This window comes from Streptomyces sp. NPDC037401, assembly GCF_055602345.1.
This window is the reverse complement of sequence record NZ_JBVJWO010000017.1, coordinates 97,063-117,283: the sequence shown is the minus strand read 5'-3', so window position 1 is coordinate 117,283 and position 20,221 is coordinate 97,063. Positions and strand designations below refer to the sequence as shown.

Here is a 20,221-nt window from a genome sequence, read left to right as displayed (position 1 = left end):
CGCCACGCGAAGTGGCGCGCAGCCTACGCAAGGGCCGCGAGGACGAGTTCCGCGTCCGAGTCGCCGGCCGCCGCCGCGCGGTGGAGCACCCGGCGGAGTTCGGGCAGGTCGGCAGGGGTCGTGAGAACCGTCGCGAGGGCGACCGCTGCCGACGTGTCGCCGTCGGCAGCGGCGATTCGCCACTGTGCCGCGGCCTCCTGCGGCCGGTCCGCCAGGCTCAGCACGTGCCCGAGGTGGAAACGCGCGTGCCGGTGCCCGTGCAGGGCCGCCTCGCGGAAGAACGGCTCCGCGTCCGCGAAGCGCTCCTGGCTCTTGAGCAGCAGTGCCAGGTTGAGCAGCGCGCTCGTGATGCCCGCCTCGACCGCGCGCCGGTACAGGGGCTCGGCGCGTTCGGGACGGCCGCCGTCCCGGTGCAGGTTGGCCAGGTTGTACAGGGCCCGCGCGTCGCCCGCGTCGATCGCCCGGTGGTACCAGGCCGTCGCCTCCTCCGGCCGTCCCGTGGCCTTCAGGACGTTGGCCAGGCAGAAGACCGCTTCGGCGTCGCCCGCCCCGGCCCGTGGCCGGAGCAGCGGCTCGGCCTCCGTCCAGCGTCCTGCTTCCATGAGCAGCAGGGCCCTGTTGACGAGCCCGTCGAGGTCTCCGGACGCCTCGGCACGCGCGTACGCCGCCATCGCCTCTTCGGGCCGGCCCAGGTCGGAGAGCAGTACTCCGAGGTTGTACTCGGCGTCGTCAGCGCCTCCCAAGGCGGCGCTGCGCAGGCATACTTCGGCGTGTTCGAGCTCGCCGCGCTCCCTGAGCAGCAGGCCGAGGTTGTTCCACGCCGCAGCATGGCCGAGCATGCCGGCCTGCTGGTAGGCCTCGGCCGCCTCGTCGGGGCGGCCGGTCGCGTGCAGGAGGTTGCCGAGGTTCAGGAGCTCGGTGGGTGCCGTCATGTCCGCCTCCGTACGGTAGACGCGCTCGGCTTCCTCGTACCGGCCGAGGTCGGCCAGGACGACTGCGAGGTTGTTGGCGGCCCGGCGGATCCCCGCATCGGTGAGGATCCGCCACAGCGCGACCGCCGTGGCCGGGTCCTGCCGGGTCGCGTTCGCGGCCACCTTGAAGGCACCGTCCAGGTCGTCGACGCCCAGGACGGCGCCGAACCAGGTGGCCGAGGGGACGGGGGCCGCTTCCTCGCTCGCGGCGTCGACGAGATGGGGGTGGACCTCCCAGGCATCGCCGCCTGCCGGCAGCAGCATGCTGCTGATGCCGCAGCGGGGCCGTGCGGCCCAGGCCAGGGCGTCCGCGGCCGATTCCGGTCGCAGCATCGCACCGCCGCCCTCGGCGAGATAGGGAGCGTGAGCGCCGAGCAGCAGGGCGGTCGGCAGCGGGCCTTCGAGGCCGGCGCGGCGGAGGTCGATGCCGGCCCGGATGAGTGCGGCGCCGCGCGGGCTGCCGCCGGCCCGGTCGGCCTTCTTCAGCTCGCGCCAGAGCCGGGGGCCGGCGACGAGGTACTCGGCGACTCCGATGACGGGGTCCCGGCCCGCCGCACGCGCCACGCGTGCGTCGGAGGAGGTACGGGCCCGGGCGCGTTCGGCAGGGGTCCAGCGGCGGGCGAGCTCGAACTCCGCCATCCGGCGGACCGCTTCCGAGTCCTGCCAGAGCTCGTACGCCGACGTGCTCACCGTGCCCAGGACACAGCTCCCTGCCGTGCTGACGTCCCGCAGGGCGGGGGCGCTGAGGCAGCCGTCGCCGAGGTAGCGCTCCAGCGCATCGAGCCACAGCACGCACGGCTCTCCGTACGCGGCGATGGCGGCGGTCAGCGCGGGCACCTCGGCGGGGTGTGCCGGCCGTACGAAACGATGCCCGGGCAGCTCGTCGTGCAGAGCCTGGAAGAGGCTTCGCGTCTTGCCGGCGGCGGAGTCTCCCGCGACGAGCACGGCGTCGCCGCTCTCACCGGCCCGGCGGACCGCGGCACGCAGGTCAGGGTCGATGTCGCGCGGTACGTAGCCGGGGACTCCGTCGCCGTCGGCACGGTGGACTCCCGCATCGAGCGGTCCGACGTCGCGTACGAGCGGCCAGAACGCCGGGTCGGGACACCACTCCGACGCAGGGAAGAGCCCGCCGATGGCCGGGTTCTGCAAGGAGGTCCGCTGCAGCCAGTCCAGGCCGTGGAACGACAGCGGAAACGGATACGCCCCGCGCAGGCCGTCGAACCAGGCGCGCTCCTTGTGGGTCATGTTGACCGGTGCGACGAGGGTCCATCGCACCGGGCCCACGTGCGCGGCAACACGGTCCAGCGAGTCCCGTACCTGCCGCTGCTGGGGCGGCCCGATGCGGCGGAACGCCTTCATCTGGAAGACGTGCCGCCCGCCACCGGGCAACGGAACGAACGCGTCGACTCCCCGGTCGCCTCCGGCGCCGTCCACGCACACCAGGTCCGGATGAACCATCCCCAGCAGCACTGCCACTGCGGCCTCGAACGCCAGCGGCTCCCCTGCCAGCAGCTGCCAGCGTGACATTCCACCCATGGGCGGATTGTGCCGCCCCCGGCCTGCGCGCACGGGCGATCCGGGCAATCCCGGGTGGACCGCGACCACGGCGCGCCGAACGTCCGCCCCGGGCGGAGGCAGTGACAGCGGCTATCCGGCGCTGATCGCGGACAGGTGCGCGGTGCCGTCGCGCAAGGCGGTGATGCGGACCTGTCCTGCGGGGAAGGGGTCCCTGCCGTTCGGGCCGGGAACCTGCGCGAAGGGCGTCCAGGAGCCGTCCGGCTTCCTGATGTCGTGCCAGACCCGCCCGTCGAGCCCGACCGCCACGATCTGGGCGGAGCCGTCGGGCATCCCCGCGATGCCGATCGCGCTGGCGCCCATGGTGGCCGTGGTGACTCCCCTCGGGGCCCGGAAGCCGGTCCAGGAGCCGTCGGGGCGGCGCAGTTGGTGGTAGACCATGCCGTCGAGCCCGATCGCGAGGACCTGGGACGAGCCGTCGGGCATGCCGGTGATCGCGAGGGCGGGCCCGGCGAACGCCGGGGCGCCGTTGTAGCCGGCCAGGCGTCCCCAGCCCGTCCACGATCCGTCACGCCTCCGGATGCAGTGGTGCATCGCCCCGTCAGTGGCGTAGCCGAGGAGCTGCGCGGATCCGTCGGGCATCGCGGCGATCGACACCTTCGTCGCGCCCCAGCGGCTCGTCGCGGTCAGGCCGCGCACGGGCCGGAACCCGGGCAGGCCGCCGTCGGCGCGGCGCACCTGGTGGTAGGTGGTGCCGTCCATGGCCGTCGCCACGATCTGGCAGGTTCCGTCGGGGAATCCGGCGATGTCCGCTTCCCGGACGGCGAATTCGCCCGCGCCGCCGTCCGGTCCCGCGATCCGCTGCCAGGGCCGGAGCGTGGCCGGGCCGCGTACGGCGGTCAGCCACAGGCTGTTGTCGGGGGCGATGCCCAGGACCTGGACGGAGCCGTCCGCCATGCCGGCCACGGCGGTCCGGAGCCCTGCGAAGGAGGAGTCCGCGCCGGCGGCGCCGGGCAGCGGGCGCATGCTGCTCCACGTCCCGTCGGGCCGGCGCTCGGAGTGGAAGAGGGCGCGCTGCTCGACGGAGTACGGGGGCAGCGCCGCGGAGTAGAACCAGACCGGGTTGGTGATCGCCACCAGCTGGTCCAGCGTGGTGGAAGCGGGTTTGGGCCGGCGTACCTCGGCACGGGCGAACAGGGAGGCCTTGCCCCAGCCGCGCCAGTGGAGACGTCCCCTGCCGCTGCCGTCGATCCAGGTGGCGGCCATGATGCCCCACTCGGTGTACAGCGTGGCGATGCTGTCCGGTGCGCCCGTGACGTCGAGGGTGACGTCGACGGCGTCGAAGAACTTCAGGGGCAGCTCGTCTCCGGGTCCCGCGGCCGCCCCGCCGGCACGGGCCGTGAGGTCGACCGTGACCGCCGGGGACTCGACGGCGTAGGACCGGCCCATGCGCAGGGCGTCCAGGATGGCGGGGGTGGACAGGCTCGTGGCACGCACGACGTTGTGGGGCCGGCCGACGATGTCGGCGGGGCTGTGGGCGTCGCTGTTGCCCACGGCCGCGATGCGCTTTCCGAGGCACAGCATGGCGTGCCAGGCGACGATGTTGGCGGCGTCGTCCAGGGTCCACGGTCCGTTCCACACCTCCAGCGCGTCGACGCGGTCGAGGCCGAACTCCCAGAAGGAGCCGGGGGCGGGCGTGAGCGGGTGGGCGGCGATCGTGAGTCCGCCCAGGCTGTGGACCCGCCGGGCGCGGCTGTCGAACGCCCCCGCGTCGCGGGGGCCGTAGCGCCAGTCCACCCACTCGCCCTGGGGCAGTCCGACGGCCAGCCAGTGGCCGTGCCGGGTGGTGACCTCCTCGGCGTTGATGACCAGCAGGTCGGTCGGGATGTTCCCGCGCCACGTCAGGCCGGTGGAGCTGGTGTTGTGGTCGGACGTGGCGATGAAGTCCAGCCCCTCGTGGCGGGCGGCTTCGACGATCTGGTCCACCGTGCGCTGTCCGTCGGAGTGCACGCTGTGCAGGTGCAGGTCGCCCCGGTACCACCCGGGTCCCCGCCCTGCGACCGTGGTCGGCAGGATGTCGTACGGGGGCCGGGGCAGCGGGTCTCCGTGGTGCAGGGTGACGTCGATCTGCCAGGCCATGCCGCCGGTGCTGCCGACCATCGGCCCGAGGATGACGGACCAGGTGCCCGGCTCGATGGGCCCGGGCACGTACCCCGGGGTGGCGTCCGCTCCGGAGAGGGTGAACTCGGAGCGCTGGCTGCCCGACCAGCCGCGGAAGCGCGTCGGCCCGAAGATGCCGGTGTCCAGGATGCCCGCGGCCCTGTCGTAGGAGGAGGAGACCGAGATCCGCTGCACTCCGGCGGGGACGTCGAAGGCGACGTACGCCCACTGGTCGTTGCCGTACGGGGAGCGGCCCTGGTAGGTGGTGGTCACCGCGCCGGTCCCCCGGCCCCGCGTCGCCGCGTGCGCGAGGGGTGCGGGAACGGCCGCGGCGGCTCCGCCTGCGGCGAGCAGGGCACCCAGCCGGAGCAGGGCCCGGCGCTCGACGTCGCGGTCGGGGGTGGGGCGCGGGCTGGGGCGCGGGCTGCGAACCGCGTCGGGCAGGGGGTTCGGGGGTCGGTCACTCAGCACAGCCGGGCTCTCCGTTCACGTGACGTGGCGTGTCGTGGAAGGCGTGCAGGCGCGAAGTGCGGGGTGCAGGGTGCAGGGTGCGGGGTGCGATCGGAGGGCGGGCGGGCGAATCTGCGCCGCATCGCCGGGCCGGCGGCAGGGCAGGCCCTCTCCTCCGAGTCGTTCGAACGAACAGTAGGGCAGGGGCCGTTGGAGGACAATGACGCGAGCAGGCATCCGCACGCGGTGGCGGCGCCTCGCGCAGGGGCCTGACGGCCGACCGCGGCGCCGCGGGTGCGCTCGTGTCAGCCGGTCGGTCCATGGTGCCGAGCCGGGACGGGTCCGGGGGCCCTCGGGGCGTTACCGTCGCAGGCATGAGTGCCGACCCCGCAGCCGCGACCGCGGCCTGTCCGGAATGCGCCCGGCTGCGCCAGACCGTGCATCAGCCCGCTCCCGCCACGGGAGCCCAGGCCCACCGGGACGCACCCGGGCCGCCCGGGCCGCTGACCAGGCTGGCGCGCCACGTGGCCAACCGTCACCTCGACCTCCTCCCCGGATGGGTTCGGGACTGCGCCCGTTGCGACGAGCTCAGCGGGGCGCTGAGACAGGCGGCGGACATGGGGTTGCTCGGCGCCGGGGCAGCACAGGTGGGTGCCGAACACCGCGCCCTCCACCTGCTCGGCGTCCCGGACGGGCACGTCCCCTGACCGGCCCTCGACCGGGCTCCGCTGCGGCCGGAGACGGCCGGTCCAGCCGGCCTGGCGGGGCCTAGCGGCGGGACCGCTGGGCTTCGACGATCTGCCGCAGGGAGCCGTCGAAGCCGCCGCGCGCCTGGACCCGCTCCGCGAAACGCGGGAACTGGCCGGCCACCGCACTCAGCAGCCGCAGCTCCAGCGGTGCCACGTTCAGTTCGCACAGGTCGCGGCGGACTGCCCGTACGACGCCTTCGGCCACCTGGCCGGGGGTGACGGTCCTGATGCGGTTCGGCGTGGCGGCACCGGTCTCCGCGAACATGCCGGCGTCGCGGACGAAGCCGGGCTGGACCAGGGACACCCCCACCCCGGTGCCGCCGAGGTCCTGGCGCAGGGCGAGGGCGAATCCGCGCAGCCCAAACTTCGTCGCGTTGTACAGGGACGAGGACTTGGTCGCCGCCTTGCCGGAGATGGAGCCGACCAGCACGATGTGGCCGCGGCCGCGGGCGACCATGTGGGCGGCGAGCAGGCGGGAGAGCACGATGGGCGCGCGGAGGTTGACGTCGAGGGCGCGGTCGAGCTATTCCTCGGTGTAGTCGAGGAGTTCACCGCTGGCCGGCAGGGCCGCGTTGGCGACCAGGACGTCCGTGTCGGCGCACGTCTCGGCGAGCCGGGCGACGTCGGCCCGGACGGCGAGGTCGGCGACCACGGCACGCGCACCATAGGCGTCCGAGGCGGTTTTGAGGGCCTCTTCGCGCCGGCCCGTGACCGTGAGGCGGGCCCCGTGCGAGGCCAGGCTCGAGGCCAGGGCCGCTCCGATGCCTCCCGTGGCCCCGGTGAGCAGAACGTTCGATCCGGATATGTCCATGACGACTCCCGTCTACTGTTCGTTCGAACGAACAGTAGGGAGGGCCGCGGCTCCGTGTCCACACCGCCGCCCGCCAACTCCCCTCCCGGGCCTGGGCAATGGCCTCGGACAATGGGGCAGAATGCCGCCATGCCCCATGCTTCCGACACCCGCCAGAGAATCATCGACGCCGTGCTGCGGATCATCGGGCAGGACGGGATCGCCGCCGTGACCAACCGGCGCATCGCCAAGGAGGCCGCGGTCTCGCTCGGTTCCGTCACGTACCACTTCGCCACGCAGCACGAGCTCCTGCGGGAGAGCCTGTTGCACTTCGTGGCCGAGGAGACCCGGCACTTCACGGCCCTTGCCGACGACTGCTCCGACGAACGCCTCGACATCCGGCAGGCGGCCGAGGTGGTGGCGCAGGTCGCGGGCGGCAACGCCTTCGACAGCCGCCACATAGCCCCGTTCGAACTGTACGTCCAGGCCGGCCGGGACGAGCGGCTGCGTGCCGCCGCGGCCGAATGCTTCGCCGCCTACGACCTGCTGGCCGCCCGCATTCTGACCGACCTCGGCGTGCCGGACGCGCAGAAGCTGGCCGGCGCCGCAGTGGCGCTGGTCTTCGGCCAGCAACTGCGCCGCCTGGCCACCGGAGCCCCCGCCGAGGAGCTCGTCGACGCACTGCTGATCCTCACTCAGCTCGCCCCCTCGGAGTCCTAGGGAGTACGACTCGCCCGGCCCTCGGCATCGAGACCGGGGGCCGGGCGGCGTGCGGCGGGTGCCGGACCGTCAGCAGGTGATGGTGACCTCGTGGACGACCGGCCTGGCCGTCCAGGGGAACGCCGCGACGCCGAGGGTGCCGCGGATGGTCGAGCCGCAGGGGACGGTGCTGGTCAGACCGCGCACCTCGGTGGTCGGGGGGATGAAGAGGACCGGCCCGGTCCGGGTCTCGGGCGCGGCGCTGCCGACGACTTCCGCGGTCAGCGTCGTGAACAGCTCCTTCCGCGCGGGCGCCGGGCTGCCCGGGGAGGGCGGGCCGGCGAGGGAAACCTTGCCGTAGATCTCGACGGTGGTGCCGGTGACGTCGGCGCACACCTTGGTGGCCAGACCCGCCTGGAGGCCCGTACTCCCGCAGGACGTGACGGTCTCGGTGGCGTTCTGGGTCGGCGTGACTGCGCCGGCGGGGGCGATCGCTAAGACGGTCAGACCTGCGACGCCGGCCGCGAGAAGAGCGAAGCGGCTCATGGGAAATCTCCTTGTTGTCGTCGCCGCCCGGGCTCCCCCCGAGCGGCGTATGACATGTGATATTTCACGTGGCATGGGAACACGAGGTGGCGCGCACGTGAACTCCCCCCACCCTCCGGGCGGCCTTCCCGCAACAGGGATCTGACGTCGATTCGGGCGGCCGGCCGTCGTCGGGGGCGGCGGCTCCGGCGATTGTCAGTGGTCCACGAGAGGATCACTGACATGACGATCCTTTCCGCCGATGAGGCGTTGTTCAGCATGTCCGGTCGCGCCGAGTACGAGGCTGCGCTCCAGCGGCTGCGCGGGGCTTCGCAGGCGTATTACGGCGACGGCGACAGCCGTCTGGACGACGCCTCGTACGACCGGCTCCGGCTGGCCGTCCTGGCCTGGGAGGAGGCGAACCCTTCCGAGGTCTCCCCCGACTCCCCCACCGGCCTGGTCGCCGACGGTGCGGCCCCGGCCGGCGACGTCGCGCACACCACCCGCCTGCTGAGCCTGGACAACGTCTTCGACGCCGAGGGCCTGGTTGCCTGGGGCGCCTCCGTGCAGCGCCGTCTGGGCCGCGCCCCGGCGGGCGGGTTCACGGTCGAGCCGAAGATCGACGGCGCGGCCGTGGCCGCCCGGTACCGCGGCGGCCGCCTCGTCCAGATCATCACCCGCGGCGACGGAAGCCACGGCGAGGACATCAGCCACGTCATCGGCCAGATCGACGGCCTGCCCGAGCAGCTGGCCGAGCCGGCCACCGTCGAGGTGCGCGGCGAAGTCGCTTTCACCCAGGAGCAGTTCGAGACGGCGAACGCCGTCCGGACGGCACACGGCGCACAGGTCTTCGCCAATCCCCGCAACGGCACCGCGGGCACGCTGAGGGCGAAGGACCGGCCGTACCGGCTCCGGATGACGTTCTGGGCCTACGGCGCGGTCGCACTGGACGGCGTGGCGTTCCTGCCCGCCGGGACCACGCACGCCGAGACGCTGGCCGCCGTGGCCGCGGCCGGGGTGCAGACGACTGCGGCCTCCCCCGCCGGGCTCCACGTCGTCGCCGACCTCGCCGGGGCGCAGCGGCAGATCGACGCCATCGCCGCGATGCGCGCGGAGCTGCCCGTCGGCATCGACGGCGTGGTCGTCAAGCTGGACGACGCGGCCGAGCAGGAGGAGGCCGGGTTCGGGTCCCGCTTCCCGTACTGGGCCATCGCGGTCAAGCTGCCCGCGGTCGAACGGCAGACGGTGCTGGAGGACGTCGTGTGGGACGTGGGCCGCACCGGGGTCCTGGCCCCGACGGCGGTCCTCGCCCCGGTCGAGCTCGACGGCTCCACCGTCACCCGGGCCACGCTCCACAACCCCGCCGACATCCGGCGCCGCGACCTCCACATAGGCGACACCGTGACGGTGTACAAGGCCGGCGACATCATTCCGCGCGTCCAGGCGGCCGTGGTCCGGCTCCGGCAGGCCGGAGCGGTGCAGGTGCCGCTGCCCGACGCGTGCCCCCGCTGCGGCGGGGAGATCGACAAGCGGCAGGAGCGCTGGCGGTGCGCGAAGGGCACGTCGTGCGCGCTGCCGGCGCTGATCGAGTACGCCGCCGGGCGCGAGATGCTCGACATCGACGGACTCGGCAAGACGTACGTGGCTGCCCTGGTCGAATCCGGCGACGTCACCGACGTCGCCGACCTCTTCGCGCTCTCCGCCGACCGGCTCGCCCTCGCGTCCGGCAGCTCCAAGCGGGCCGCCAAGCTCGCCGAGCAGATCACAGCGGCCAAGTCCCGCCCGCTCAGCCGCGTGTTCTGCGCCCTGGGAGTGCTCGGCACCGGCCGCAGCATGTCCCGGCGCATCGCCCGGCACTTCGGCACGATGGACGCGATCCGGCGGGCCGACGCCACCGCGATGCAGGACGTGGAGGGGATCGGCCCGGAGAAGGCACCGGTCATCGTCGAGCAGGTCGCCTCCCTCGCCCCGGTCATCGACAAGTTGATCGCCGCGGGCGTCAACATGACCGAGCCCGAGGACCCGTCGGCGGCGCAGGGCGGCGCAGGACCGCTGGAGGGCAAGGTCGTCGTGGTGACCGGCAGGATGACCGGGGCGCTGGAAGGCCTCGGCCGGTCCGAGATGAAGGCCCTCATCGAGAAGGCGGGCGGACGCGCGGGCAGCAGCGTCAGCAGCAGGACCGGCATCCTGGTCGCCGCGCCGTCCGAGAACGGCAAGCCGAGCTCGAAGGCGGTCAAGGCCGCCGAGCTCGGCGTCGAGGTCCTCGTACCGGAGGCGTTCGCCGAGCTGGTCGCCGACTTCCTGACCTGAGCCGACCCGGTACCGGGAGAAGGGCCCCGCCTCCGGCCCGTGCACGTGCTGCTCGTGTTCGTGCGCGTGCTGCTCGTGCTCTTTGCAGCCGGTCAGCCCGTGGACTGGATGCCGGTGGCCCAGCCGTTCGGGGCCACCTCGGTCCTGGCTCCGTCGCCGGTTCCCTGCGCCGTGCCCGCGCAGACGAGCAGCGCTCCCTCGCCGGCGGTCGCCCGCATGTCGGCCTTGCCGTCGAGGTTCGCGTCACCACCGCTGGCGATCAGCGGGCGGATGGCCTTGGAGTACCCGAAGCCGTACTCGACCCGCGCCCCGAACGGAAAACGTGCCCGTGCCGCTGCCCCGGTACGGCCACAGCTGTCCGTCACCCGCGTCACGGGCCAGGAGGTCCAGGCGGCCGTCGCGGTCGGAGTCGCCCGGCGCGGCCGTCATCGAGGCGGAAGACCGGGCTCTGCCTCGGCGGACGACGGCAGCACCACCCGCGTGCTGACGCGCCGCCTGGTCCCGCTCGCCGGTCCCCTGCCGGCGGGCGGACCCACCGGCGGTCACGGACGGGAAGCGGGTGGAGGCCCGGTCACGAGGGGTTGCTGAGGGCCGGTTCGCCGACGCGGGCGAGCACGTGCCCGCCTGCGGAGGACCTCGCGGCCGGAACGGGACGGGCGAAGGGGCCTGTTCCGCTGTCACGGGACCGATCCCGCGCTGTGTAATGTCACATGGCGTGACGCTCTTACGCCGCGCGGCCCTGGCCGCCACCCTGTTCGGCGCCGTCGGCGCCCTCCTGACGCCCCTCCCCGCACACGCCGCGTCCGCGCCGCCCTGCCCGACCGGCGTGACCGCGCCCCCGGACCGGGAGCAGACCCGGCTGGAGGATCCGCGTACCGCCGCCTTCCCCGAGCGGGCCGGACTCGGGGAGTTCGTACGCCGGTTCCCCGCGGCTCTGTGCACCGCGCGCAGCAGTGCGGAGGCGGAGCGGCTGCTCGACGCCTGGGGCGTGGGCCTGTGGCAGGCGGCCGTGAGCCGGGCCCAGGGGCGGCGGCCCGGCGGGGACCTGGCAGTGGGCGACGACCGTCCGCTGTACTGGGCCCGGCTGGCCATGACGGTCCAGCTCTCCCGGTGGCAGCCGGACTTCACGGTCGACCGCGCCGCCCTCCGGGCGCGCTTCGAGGACGCCTCCCGCGGGCTGGCAGACAACGACTTCCGCGGGACGCCGGGCGTCCGGCGGGTGTTCGTCAGCGGGTTCGACCCCTTCGGCCTGGACGCCGAGCTGCGCCGGGCCAACCCGTCCGGCTCCGCGGCCCTGCAGCTCAACGGCCGGCGCCTCACGCTGTCGGACGGTACGGTCGCGGAGTTCCGCGCCGTCGTCCTGCCCGTGCGGTACGCCGACTTCGACGCCGGCATCGTGGAGCGCGCGTACGCCCCGCGGCTCACCCCCGGTCCGCGGGCCGCGCACGCGGTCACCAGCATCAGCCAGGGCTACCCGGGGCTGTTCACCCTGGAGGCCTGGGCGGGCCGTTCCCGCTCCGCCGACCCCTATCCCGACAACGCGGGTGTGCTGTCGGGAGGGACCCGCCAGAGCCCCGTGACCGCGCCGGGCCTCGGCCGGGGTGCGGAGTTCATCGGGACCACGCTGCCCACCGAGGCGATGACCGCCGTCCAAACGCCCTTCCCGGTCCGGCTGAACACCGCCGTCACCGAGATCCCGGCCGGAGAGCTGGAGCCCGTCGACCGGGCCGACGGGCCGACGCCCGGTTCGCGGGCCGTGGCCGGCGGGGGTGGCGGCTACCTCTCCAACGAGGTCGCCTACCGGTCCAACCGGCTCCGGCTGGAACTCGGCCGCCGGATACCCGGAGGGCACCTGCACACGCCGGTCCTCACCGGCCTTCCGGCCGACCCCGCGACCCTGACCGGGGCGGAGTTCGAACGCAACACGAGGGCGATCACGGACCAGATCCGGGCGATCCTGCAGCACTCCGTCCAACCGGGGGATGCCGGGCCGCAGCAGTGACGTACGGCCACCCTCGCGGCCTCGCGCGCGGCCGGGACCCGGCGACGGCGGTCGTCCACTCGGGCTCCGGGCCGCCGTGCGCTCAGGCTCCGGAGCGGGCGGCGGGCACCGTGGGATTCCTGCGCATCGAGGCCGCGTACAGGGCCGTAGAGACAGCCATACGCAGCGCACTGGCCGCCGGGGTGCGGGGCCTCGCGCCGCCGGGGTGCGGGGCCTCGCGCCCGACGACTGGCTGGCCGGCTGGGGCCTGGTCCCGAACGTCTTCGGGGACCGTCCCGTCGAAATCGCCCCCTTCGACTCCGTACTCGACGGCGTGCCCGCCCTCCTGCTGCTCTTCGACGCCCACTCCATGCTCGCCGGCCGCCGCGGCCTCGAACTCGCCGGTATGGACGGGCCGCGGACCTTGGGCCAGGCCAGTGCCGAGGTGGTCTGCGACGCCGGCGGCCGCCCCACCGGCCTCCTCCTGGAGGACGCCGCCTGCCGCGCTGCGGGCCCTCCAGGGCATGACCGTGAACGCGGCCCGCGCCGTGGGCGAGGAGAACGTCGCCGGCCGGATCGCCGGCGGCCACCGGGCCGACCTGACGGTCCTCGCCGAGAACCCGCTCACCACGGCGGCCACCGACCTGCCGGAGCTGCCCGTGCTGCTCACGGTGGTCGACGGCACCCCGACCCACCGCGACCCGCGCCTGTGACCGGCCGGCCTTCCCGGGGCACGGGGGCCCGCCGCCCCCGTGTAGGCCAGGATCCGTCCTACACGGGGACTAGCGTGACCACCACGGCGAGGAACCACCCGGTCCCGACCGGAACTCACCGCACCACGAACTCTCCCAGGAGGCGGTCCCATGTCGGTCGAGCCGGTGCCCGAGGGCTATCACACCGTGACGCCCTGGCTCATCTCCCGCAACACACTGCAGCTCATCGACTACCTGAAGCGGGCCTTCGGCGCCGAGGAGCTCGCGTGCCTGGTCGGTGAGGACGGCGCGGTGGCGCATGCGGAGGTGCGGATCGGCGACTCGGTCGTGATGATGTTCGACGCGCGGCCCGGGTGGCCGCCGACGCCCGGCTTCCTCCGCCTGTACGTCGAGGACGCCGATGCCGTACACCGCCGGGCCGTCGCCGCCGGCGGCACCTCGGTCACCGAGGTCACCCACCTGTTCTTCGGCGACCGGGTCGGCCGCGTGCGCGACCCGCTGGGCAACCTGTACTGGATCCAGACCCGGGTGGAGGACCTCACCCCGCAGGAGATGGAAGCCCGCCTGAGCGACCCCCGGTTCACCAGGGCCATGGAGTACGTCCAGAACGCCGACTTCTTCCCCGGGCGGGCCGGCGAGGAGGCGTGACCGCGCCGCACCAGGGCTTCAGCGACCGGCCAGCGTCTCGCGCAACCGGCGGGCCTGTTTGAGGAGCTGGGACGAACCCGGCCGCTCCGCGAGGGCGGTCACCCCGGGCAACTCGCCGTACGCACCCGACAGCCGCGCGGAGTCCGCCGCGACGGCCAGCAGCGCGCCCTGCACCTGCGGACGCGTGCACGCCAGGAGGCCCGGCAGCGCTGCGGCCAGGACCGGCCAGACCGCCGCGGCCCCCTGCGGCAGGGCGGCCGCCGCTCGGAGCGACTCGGTCAGCAGGGGCACCTTCAGCGTGCCCAGCCCTACGAGTTCGGTCAGCTCCCGGCCCAGCAGCTCCAGTTCCAGCCTGCCCCGCGCGGCCAGCAGCACCAGCGCCCGTACGGCAGCCTCCCGGTCCCCCTCCGGGACGGATGCGAGCCCGTACGCGACGGCCAGGTGCACCGCGGGTCCGGCCGGGCCCTCGGCCGCGGCCAGCGCCTCCAGGAAGGCGGGTGCCCCGCGGCCGTCCTGGTCGGCCGCCGAGGCGACACCCGTCATCAGCCGGGCCGCGGCGATCTCCGGGTGCCAGGGCAGGGTCGCGACCGTGTGCGCGTCCCTGTCGTCGGGCAGGGACGCGTGCGGGCAGCCGATGCGCGGCTCGAACGTACGGAACAGCGACCAGAAACGCCGCGGGAACTCACCGCGGCCCTCCATCGCCTCGTGCCCCACGAGGATCCGGCGGCCGATCCGGGCGCCCCGCCGCCTGCTGGGCCGTTCGGGCTCGCCGGCCTCGCGCTCCCGCCACCACCCCGGCCGGGGCAGACCGCCCTGCCGCAGCCAGGCGGCCACCCGCGGCCCCTCCTCCAGCTCCAGCTTCTCCGCGGCGCGCACCACGTCGGCGTCGACCGGGCCGCCCCCGCAGCGCAGCAGCGCCTGTCCCAGGTCCGCCGGGCCGGGCCGGACGCCCAGCCGGCCGTACTCGGCGAGGCGCGCGACGAGATCGTGCGGCTCCACCGCCCCGGTCGGCCTGCTCGGCACGGACAACAGGAACGGAACGGCGTCACCGGCCCGCAGCCGCGCGCCCAGTTCGGCGATGCGGTCTCCCGCGACGTAGTCCAACGCCACGTGCTGGCACAGCTCCAGCCAACCCGCGCCGGGGCTCTCCCCGTGCGCCTCGGCCCGTACCGGGCCCACAGCGGCGCCGACGATCCCGGCGACCCGGCGCACCTGATGGTGCGGCTGGACGACGAACGCCCGCGGGACGGCCCGCAACGCGGCGGTCAGTGCCTCGCGGTCCCGGTAGCTGTGGCTCACCACGGCGTTCAGCACGCGTTCGTACGCCCCCACGCCGGGGTCGCGGCGGTCGGCCAGCACGGCCGCGACCTCGTCGGCGAGCGCACCCGACGACGGTACGGCGAATTCCCCCTCGATCATGTGACGCAGGCTAAACGGTCCCGCCGACAACGCCACCGACAACGCCGGCCGGCCTCAGATCCGGGGAGGGGCCTCGTCTTCGAGCCGGTCGGCGAGGATGACCGCCACGTCGTCCGCCAGACGGCCCTGCGTGTGGCGGATCAGTGCCCCGCGCAGGTCCTCCAGGAAGGCCTTGCGGCTGTGGTCGCGCATCGTCTCCATGGCCTCGGGCAGGTCGAAGAAGGTGCTGTCGCCGTCGCGGGCCTCGATGACGCCGTCGGTGTGCAGCAGCAGCCGGTCCCCCGGTACGAACGGAAAGCTGTCCGTCCGCCCGTGCGGGCCGCTGATGAACTCCTCGAGACCGAGCGGCGGCAGCGGGGCGGTGGGCATCAGGGTGCGTACTTCTCCGTCGTGCAGCAGGAGCGGCGGCGGATGGCCCCGGTTGATCACTTGTACGTCGTGGCCGTCCGGGATCTGGGCCACGACCGCGGTCACGAAGGCCTCCTCCCGGTAGGCGTCGTCGCCGCCGGTCGTGCCCGCGCCCGCGACGGCGGTGTCCCGCCGCAGGGCCGCTCCGCAGTGGTTGATGACCTCCACCAGGTCTTCCTCGTAGTGCACCGACTCCCGGAACGCGCCCAGCACGACCGCGGCGGCCCGTACGGCCGGCAGTCCCTTGCCCCGGACGTCCCCGACGATCATCCGGACCCCGTACCGGGTCTGGACCGCGTCGTACAGATCGCCGCCGATCTGCGCGCCCGTCTCGGCCGCCAGGTACATGCTGGCCGCCCGCACGGGGCCCAGCCGGGTCGGCACGGGCCGCAGCAGGACCTCCTGGGCGGCCACGGCGATCCGGCGGATCTGGTTGAGCTCGTTCTCCCGGCGGGTGCGCACGGCGCGGCTCGTGATGAAGCTCGCGACCGACACCAGGAACAGGGCGACGAGGTTCGTGTAGACCTGCTGGCCGCCCCAGGCCTGGTTGTGGGTGGCGGTGGTCACGCTGACGGCGACGGCCACCCCTGCCGCCGCAAGCGTGCCCTTGGGGCCCATCGTGACCGCGGCCAGAGCGGGTGTCGCCACCAGCAGCGGGCCGGTGTACACGATGTGCGCGGGCGTGAGCTCGATGAGGAGCACCAGCAGGGCGAGCGCGAACGGCACGCACTCCGCAAAGGTGAAGAGGACCTGGTGGTGGCCGCTGGCTCCCGGTCCCGGGGGCGAGCGCACGGGCGCTCTCATGACTACAGCCTGCCTCGCCCGGACGCACGGCCGCCACCCGCCGCCCGCCACGCGCCACCCGTCGGGGTCACGGCCCTCCTGCCCGGTCCGGCTGCCGCCAGGACCGGGTAGGGATACGGAAACGGCGCGCCTCCCAGGCCGCCGCCCCCGAGGAGTCTGGAGCGCCGCGTACCCATGAGCACCGATCCCGCGGAAGTTCCCCGGGTGTCCCGGCAGGAATTCGACGCGCTCTTCGCCGCGGTCCGTACGTGGGGCCGCTGGGACCCGGCCGACCGGGGGGCCTGGAACCGGGTCACGCCGGACCACGTGCGCCGGGCCGCCGCCCTGGTCCGGGACGGTACGACGGTGCCGCTGGGGTTGCCCTGGAACACCCGCCCCGGCCCCGACAACACACGACCCGCCCTGCACTACATGTCCGATCTCGGCGATGTCGAGCCGCCGGAACCGGCCACCCACAAGGACTTCCTCGGCGTCGACTACCACGGCAAGGGCGTCACCCACCTCGACGCGCTGTCGCACGTCGCCTACCGGGGCCGGCTCTACGAGGGCCACCCGGCGCGCGAGGTCATCGGGGCGGGCGGCGCGCGCTTCGGCTCGGTGACGGCGCTCGGCCCGCTCGTCACCAAGGGCGTGCTCCTCGACCTGCCCGCCGTCCTCGGTACCGACTGGCTGGAGCCGGGCCGGGCGGTCCGCGCCCGCGACGTCGCCGACGCCGAGCGGGCGCTCGGCGTCGGGATCGACGACGGGTGCGCGGTGCTGCTGCGCTCCGGCCGGTTCCGGCGCCGCCGCGCGCTGGGCCCGTGGGACGTCGGCGCGGCGAGCGCGGGCTTCCACGTGGACGCCGTACCGCTGCTGGCCGAGCGGGCGATCAGCCTGCTGGGCGCGGACGGGGACAGCGACGTACGCCCCTCCCCGGTCGAGGGCCTCCACTCCCCCGTCCACGCCCTCGCCGTCGCGGCCATGGGGGTGCCCCTGCTCGACAACCTGGACCTGGAGGCACTGTCCGCCGCGTGCGCCGCAGCGGGACGCTACGAGTTCATGATCGTCGTGGCACCCCTCGACGTCCCGGGCGGGACGGGATCGCCGGTCAATCCGGTCGCCGTCATGTGAAGGGGCAAGTTGCCAGGAATATACTCAAAACGCATTGATTCAACTTCACGGCACGGAGACCAGAGCGATCATCCCGATACGGCCAGGGGCGCACCGGCAAGGGGAAGTGATGCAGATGGGGGTCACGGGAGACGAGATCGGCCCCGCACGCTCCCGTGAGCGATTCATGGTGGGCGAGTCGGTCGAGACCGGGGTGCGGAGTCCGATCCTGAACTCCTGGCTGCGCTGCCGCCTGCTGGGACTGTCCCCGGACCAGACGGAACTGCCCTACCGGGACGACTTCGATCCGGACAGCCGGCTCGTGCGTGCGGCCGGACCCGTGCTCGACCAGCTGCAGACCCGGTTCGCCGGCAGCCTGATGAACATCTCGGTCGCCGACGCGAACGGCACGGTGCTGCAACGCCGTTTCGGCGAGCCCTCCCTGGCCCGGAGCCTGCCCCCCATCCAGAGCGTGCCCGGCTTCGTCTTCGCCGAGCGCTTCGCCGGGACCAACGGCATCGGCCTCGCGCTGGCCGAGCGGGGCCTGATCCAGGTCTTCGGCGCCGAGCACTTCGCCGAGCGCTCCCAGCGCAACGCCTGCTGCGCCGTCCCCATCCGCGACCAGCTCAGCGGGCGCATCGAAGGCGTGCTGTGCTTCGGGTACCCGTACGAGTACGAGCGCGAGGCCCTGGTCGTCCTGGTCCGGCAGGCCGCCGAGAGGATCGAGCGGCGGCTGATGGAGCAGAGCTCGGCGCGCGAGCGGCGGCTGCTGCGGACGTACCTCGATGCCGAGATGCGCGCGCGGACGGGCGGGGCGGCCGGGGACGGGCGCCACGTCGGGCCGACCGCTGCGGGCGGACTGGCCGAGCTGCTCGACTTCGAGCTGGACGCGCACGAGCAGACGATCCTCAAGGAGAAGGCGACCGAGCTCATCGCCTCGTCCCGGCGGGCCGCCGTGGACGTGACCCTCCCACACGGGCGGGAGGCCACCTTGCTGAGCCGTCCGGTCAGGAGCGGCTCCGGGGTGGAGGGCATGGTCGTCGAGGCCGTGGTCAGCAGCGGCACGCTGCCGGTCCACCGCCTCGCCGCCGCGCCCCGCGCCGGACCGCCGCCCGCCGGACCGCTCCCCGGCACCGGCCGGCCCCGCCCGGGTACGTCAGAGGCCGGTACCTCAGACCCCGGTGCGGCAGACCCCGGTACGACCGGCGCCCGCCCCGGGGCCGCCGACGCCCGCCCCGGCACGGTCCGCGGGCTGGTTCTGGTCGGCGAGCCGGAGGTCGGGAAGTACGCCGTCGAGGCACGCCGCCGCCTGGAGCTGCTGACCGAGGCCAGCACCCGTATCGGCACCACCCTGGACGTGGCGCGCACCGCCGGGGAACTCGCCGAGATGGCGGTCCCGACCCTGGCCGACTACGTCACCGTCGACCTGCCCGAGGCCGTGCTGCGCGGCGACGAGTCCGCCGAGCCCTCGGCCGAACTGCGCCGTACCGTGGTCCACGGCATCCGCGACGACTGCCCCTTCTACCCGGCCGGACAGCACGTGGAGCTCCGCCCCGGGACACCCCACATGCACTGCCTGACCGACGGACAACCCGTTCTGGAGCCCGAGCTGAAGTCCGCGGCCGGCTGGATCGCCCAGAGCCCCGACCGCGCCCGGCGGATCCTCGCGCACGGCGTCCACTCCCTGATCGTCGTCCCCCTGCTCGCCCGCGGCGTCCTGCTGGGCATCGCGAGCTTCTACCGCGCGCAGGACCCCGCCCCCTTCGGGGACGACGACCGGCGGCTGGCCCAGGAACTCGCCGCCCGCGCAGCCCTGTGCATCGACAACGCCCGGCGCTACACCCACGAGCACACCCTGGCCCTGGCCCTGCAGCGCAGCCTGCTCCCGCGCGGCCTGCCCGAGCAGGGCGCCGTCGAGGTCGCCCACCGCTACCTGCCCGCCGAATCGGGGGTGGGCGGCGACTGGTTCGACGTCATCCCGCTGTCCGGCACCCGCGTCGCCCTGCTCGTCGGCGACGTCGTCGGCCACGGGTTGCACGCCGCCGCCACCATGGGGCGCCTGCGGACCGCCGCGCGCAACTTCGCCGAACTGGAACTCGCCCCCGACGAGCTCCTCACCCACCTCGACAACCTGCTGGTGCGCCTGGACCGGGAGGAGGGTGCCGACGAAGCCACGGGCAGCATCGGCATCGTCGGCGCCACCTGCCTCTACGCCATCTACGACCCCACCTCGCGACAGTGCACCATGGCCCGGGCCGGCCACGTCCCGCCGGCCCTGGTCGGTCCTGACGGCACCGTGACCTTTCCCGACGTGCCCGCCGGGCCCCCGCTGGGCCTCGGCGGCCTGCCGTTCGAAACCGCCGAGATCGAACTTCCCGAGGGCAGCACCCTGATCCTCTACACCGACGGCCTGGTCGAGGACCGCCACCGCGACAGCGACATCGACGTCGCCCTCGACCGGCTGCAGCGCACCCTGGCCCGCCCGGACCGGAACCCCGAGGACACCTGTCAGGCGGTCATGGAGGCCATGGCACCCGAGCACCCGTCCGACGACATCGCCCTGCTCGTCGCCCGGACCCACACCCTGCCCGCCGACCGGATCGCCGTATGGGACCTGCCGGCCGATCCCGCGCGGGTCTCCGACGTCCGCGCCGCCGCCACGCGCCGGCTGGCCCAGTGGGGGCTGGACGAACTCTCCTTCGCCGCCGAGCTGATGCTGAGCGAGCTGGTCACCAACGCCGTCCGCTACGGCACCGAGCCGATCCAGGTGCGGCTGATCCACGACCGCACGCTGATCTGCGAGGTGTCCGACGGCAGCAGCACCGCCCCGCACCTGCGGCGGGCGGCCAGCACGGACGAGGGCGGTCGCGGCCTGTTCCTGGTCGCGCAGCTGGCCCAGGCGTGGGGCGCCCGCTACACCCCCCAGGGCAAGGTCATCTGGGCCGAATGCGCCCTCGACGCGGCGTAATGTCCGCCACACACGGAAATGC

Annotated in this window: 15 protein-coding genes and 1 pseudogene; 8 read left to right on the top strand and 8 right to left on the bottom strand. The window is 74.1% G+C overall.

All coding sequences use genetic code 11. The features are described 5' to 3' along the window. Positions 1-23: 23 nt before the first annotated feature. Positions 24-2,507, bottom strand: coding sequence for a tetratricopeptide repeat protein (locus ACZ7H1_RS20240; RefSeq protein ID WP_470788363.1), 2,484 nt, complete (start codon positions 2,505-2,507; stop codon positions 24-26). A 111-nt stretch (positions 2,508-2,618) separates the two neighbouring features. Continuing rightward, positions 2,619-5,117: a CehA/McbA family metallohydrolase gene (locus tag ACZ7H1_RS20235; protein WP_470788361.1), complete on the bottom strand. Its 2,499-nt coding sequence runs from the start codon at positions 5,115-5,117 to the stop codon at positions 2,619-2,621. Positions 5,118-5,470: 353 nt separating this feature from the next. Between ACZ7H1_RS20235 and ACZ7H1_RS20230 the strand changes: the two genes are divergently transcribed. Beyond that, positions 5,471-5,803, top strand: a complete 333-nt coding sequence (locus tag ACZ7H1_RS20230) for a hypothetical protein (protein ID WP_470788359.1) — start codon at positions 5,471-5,473, stop codon at positions 5,801-5,803. 61 nt (positions 5,804-5,864) lie between these two features. Here ACZ7H1_RS20230 and ACZ7H1_RS20225 read toward each other — a convergent pair. Continuing rightward, positions 5,865-6,656 (bottom strand): annotated as a pseudogene (locus tag ACZ7H1_RS20225) (SDR family NAD(P)-dependent oxidoreductase). 129 nt (positions 6,657-6,785) lie between these two features. Between ACZ7H1_RS20225 and ACZ7H1_RS20220 the strand changes: the two are divergent. Continuing rightward, on the top strand, positions 6,786-7,355 hold the full coding sequence (locus ACZ7H1_RS20220; protein ID WP_470788357.1) for a TetR/AcrR family transcriptional regulator: 570 nt from the start codon (positions 6,786-6,788) through the stop codon (positions 7,353-7,355). A gap of 69 nt (positions 7,356-7,424) precedes the next feature. On the opposite strand, the gene ACZ7H1_RS20215 is transcribed toward ACZ7H1_RS20220, so the two are convergent. Next, complete coding sequence (locus ACZ7H1_RS20215) at positions 7,425-7,880, bottom strand: hypothetical protein (RefSeq protein ID WP_470788356.1); 456 nt, start codon at positions 7,878-7,880, stop codon at positions 7,425-7,427. Positions 7,881-8,102: 222 nt separating this feature from the next. Between ACZ7H1_RS20215 and ligA the strand changes: the two genes are divergently transcribed. Beyond that, the gene (ligA, locus tag ACZ7H1_RS20210; RefSeq protein ID WP_470788355.1) at positions 8,103-10,169 is read left to right on the top strand and encodes an NAD-dependent DNA ligase LigA; all 2,067 of its coding nucleotides are present in this window, start codon (positions 8,103-8,105) and stop codon (positions 10,167-10,169) included. Between the two features lie 92 nt (positions 10,170-10,261). On the opposite strand, the gene ACZ7H1_RS20205 is transcribed toward ligA, so the two are convergent. After that, complete coding sequence (locus ACZ7H1_RS20205; protein WP_470788354.1) at positions 10,262-10,534, bottom strand: hypothetical protein; 273 nt, start codon at positions 10,532-10,534, stop codon at positions 10,262-10,264. A gap of 350 nt (positions 10,535-10,884) precedes the next feature. On the opposite strand from ACZ7H1_RS20205, the gene ACZ7H1_RS20200 reads away from it, so the two are divergent. Beyond that, positions 10,885-12,171 carry a pyroglutamyl peptidase gene (locus ACZ7H1_RS20200; RefSeq protein ID WP_470788352.1) on the top strand — a complete coding sequence of 429 codons (1,287 nt, stop codon included), beginning with the start codon at positions 10,885-10,887 and terminating at the stop codon, positions 12,169-12,171. An 82-nt stretch (positions 12,172-12,253) separates the two neighbouring features. Here the strand turns inward: ACZ7H1_RS20200 and ACZ7H1_RS20195 are convergent, their stop codons facing one another. Beyond that, positions 12,254-12,676, bottom strand: a complete 423-nt coding sequence (locus ACZ7H1_RS20195; RefSeq protein WP_470788351.1) for a hypothetical protein — start codon at positions 12,674-12,676, stop codon at positions 12,254-12,256. Between ACZ7H1_RS20195 and ACZ7H1_RS20190 the strand changes: the two genes are divergently transcribed. Continuing rightward, a complete protein-coding gene (locus ACZ7H1_RS20190; protein ID WP_470788349.1) occupies positions 12,675-12,863 on the top strand; it encodes an amidohydrolase family protein in 189 nt (62 codons plus the stop codon). The two genes, ACZ7H1_RS20195 and ACZ7H1_RS20190, sit on opposite strands and share 2 nt — an antisense overlap. 150 nt (positions 12,864-13,013) lie before the next feature. Beyond that, the gene (locus tag ACZ7H1_RS20185) at positions 13,014-13,511 is read left to right on the top strand and encodes a VOC family protein (protein WP_470788348.1); all 498 of its coding nucleotides are present in this window, start codon (positions 13,014-13,016) and stop codon (positions 13,509-13,511) included. 18 nt (positions 13,512-13,529) lie between these two features. Here the strand turns inward: ACZ7H1_RS20185 and ACZ7H1_RS20180 are convergent, their stop codons facing one another. Continuing rightward, entirely contained in the window at positions 13,530-14,930 is a 1,401-nt protein-coding gene (locus tag ACZ7H1_RS20180) for a hypothetical protein (RefSeq protein WP_470788347.1), read from the bottom strand. A gap of 54 nt (positions 14,931-14,984) precedes the next feature. Continuing rightward, the gene (locus ACZ7H1_RS20175; protein WP_470788346.1) at positions 14,985-16,142 is read right to left on the bottom strand and encodes a PP2C family protein-serine/threonine phosphatase; all 1,158 of its coding nucleotides are present in this window, start codon (positions 16,140-16,142) and stop codon (positions 14,985-14,987) included. Positions 16,143-16,316: 174 nt separating this feature from the next. Between ACZ7H1_RS20175 and ACZ7H1_RS20170 the strand changes: the two genes are divergently transcribed. Beyond that, a complete protein-coding gene (locus ACZ7H1_RS20170) occupies positions 16,317-17,252 on the top strand; it encodes a cyclase family protein (protein ID WP_470788345.1) in 936 nt (311 codons plus the stop codon). 115 nt (positions 17,253-17,367) lie between these two features. After that, positions 17,368-20,199: a SpoIIE family protein phosphatase gene (locus ACZ7H1_RS20165; RefSeq protein WP_470788462.1), complete on the top strand. Its 2,832-nt coding sequence runs from the start codon at positions 17,368-17,370 to the stop codon at positions 20,197-20,199. Positions 20,200-20,221: the final 22 nt, after the last annotated feature.

Bases quoted from the DNA above. Each gene is read 5' to 3' on its own strand.
- ACZ7H1_RS20180 (WP_470788347.1), bottom strand. From the start codon at position 14,930: ATGATCGAGGGGGAATTCGCCGTACCGTCGTCGGGTGCGCTCGCCGAC.
- ACZ7H1_RS20165 (WP_470788462.1), top strand. From the start codon at position 17,368: ATGGGGGTCACGGGAGACGAGATCGGCCCCGCACGCTCCCGTGAGCGA.
- ACZ7H1_RS20185 (WP_470788348.1), top strand. From the start codon at position 13,014: ATGTCGGTCGAGCCGGTGCCCGAGGGCTATCACACCGTGACGCCCTGG.
- ACZ7H1_RS20190 (WP_470788349.1), top strand. From the start codon at position 12,675: ATGACCGTGAACGCGGCCCGCGCCGTGGGCGAGGAGAACGTCGCCGGC.
- ACZ7H1_RS20170 (WP_470788345.1), top strand. From the start codon at position 16,317: ATGAGCACCGATCCCGCGGAAGTTCCCCGGGTGTCCCGGCAGGAATTC.
- ACZ7H1_RS20215 (WP_470788356.1), bottom strand. From the start codon at position 7,880: ATGAGCCGCTTCGCTCTTCTCGCGGCCGGCGTCGCAGGTCTGACCGTC.
- ACZ7H1_RS20240 (WP_470788363.1), bottom strand. From the start codon at position 2,507: ATGGGTGGAATGTCACGCTGGCAGCTGCTGGCAGGGGAGCCGCTGGCG.
- ligA (WP_470788355.1), top strand. From the start codon at position 8,103: ATGACGATCCTTTCCGCCGATGAGGCGTTGTTCAGCATGTCCGGTCGC.
- ACZ7H1_RS20230 (WP_470788359.1), top strand. From the start codon at position 5,471: ATGAGTGCCGACCCCGCAGCCGCGACCGCGGCCTGTCCGGAATGCGCC.
- ACZ7H1_RS20220 (WP_470788357.1), top strand. From the start codon at position 6,786: ATGCCCCATGCTTCCGACACCCGCCAGAGAATCATCGACGCCGTGCTG.
- ACZ7H1_RS20195 (WP_470788351.1), bottom strand. From the start codon at position 12,676: ATGCCCTGGAGGGCCCGCAGCGCGGCAGGCGGCGTCCTCCAGGAGGAG.
- ACZ7H1_RS20175 (WP_470788346.1), bottom strand. From the start codon at position 16,142: ATGAGAGCGCCCGTGCGCTCGCCCCCGGGACCGGGAGCCAGCGGCCAC.